This is a genomic window from Parachitinimonas caeni (genome assembly GCF_030129945.1).
Classification (GTDB): domain Bacteria; phylum Pseudomonadota; class Gammaproteobacteria; order Burkholderiales; family Chitinimonadaceae; genus Parachitinimonas; species Parachitinimonas caeni.
Map to the genome: position 1 here is coordinate 1 of NZ_JARRAF010000128.1, position 1073 is coordinate 1073.

At 58.2% G+C, this 1073-nt stretch carries 1 protein-coding gene; it reads right to left on the minus strand.

What is annotated here, in order from left to right:
* Positions 1 to 7: 7 nt before the first annotated feature.
* Positions 8 to 1018, minus strand: a complete 1011-nt coding sequence (locus PZA18_RS23920) for an IS30 family transposase (protein ID WP_407951213.1) — start codon at positions 1016 to 1018, stop codon at positions 8 to 10.
* Positions 1019 to 1073: the final 55 nt, after the last annotated feature.

Here is a 1073-nt window from a genome sequence, read left to right on the forward strand (position 1 = left end):
GGCGATTTCAACTCTGAAGTGCAACACTATTTTTTAAGAGATTGATTTGTTGCTGAAAGACTTCTGCCGGGGTTTTGAATCCCAGGCATTTTCTGGGCCGATCATTCAATGCCCGGGCAATGTCGTTGAGATAGGTTTGAGAAAAACCGGAGAGGTCGGTGCCTTTGGGCAGATACTCACGGATCAATCCGTTCATGTTCTCGTTGCTGGGTCGCTGCCAGGGGCTGTGCGGGTCGGCGAAATAGACTTGGATCTTCAGCCGCCGAGCCAGCTCGGCATGATGCGCCATTTCCTTGCCCTGATCGTAGGTCAGCGTTTTGCGCAAACCCGCCGGTAGGTGGCGCATCCGCCGGGTAAACGCTTCCAGTGCCGAATCCGCTGTGGCGTCGTGCATTTTGGCCAACAAGACAAACCGGCTTGTGCGTTCAACCAGAGTGCCCACCGCGCTGCGATTGGCCGCCCCCTTGATCAGATCCCCTTCCCAATGGCCCGGTATCAGCCGACCCAGCACCTCTTCCGGCCTTTGATGAATGGAAACCATGTCCACCAACCCGCCACGACGATCTCGTCCCTGGGTGCGTGGCAGACGGGCTTTGTGGGCCCGGCGGAGTAATCCAATCAGCTCTTTACGCAACTCGCCTCGCGGCATCACGTACAAGGCCCGATAAATGGTTTCGTGGCAAACATGCAGGTCAGGGTTATCTGGATACATTTGCCGCAGCCTGCCAGCAATCTGCTCGGGTGACCAGCGCTGGCGCAAGCCTTCGATCACTCGCTCCCTCAGCGCTGAGCCCGGCTTGAGCTTGACCGGACCTCGCCGCCGCCTTTGCTTTGCGGCGTCACTGGCTCGGGTCGCATGGTAAGCCCCCGCCCCACCCGCTCGCTTCAACTCCCGCGACACCGCCGAGGCAGGCCGCCCCAGCTGCTGTGCGATACCTCTGAGACTGAGCCCGGATTCCAACCCCGCCTGAATCCGAACTCGCTCACTCTCTGTCAAATGACTATATATTTTTCCCACCCCAACACCTTCGCATACGTTTGAAGGTGTTGCACTTCAGTTTAGAGCGGGCCTC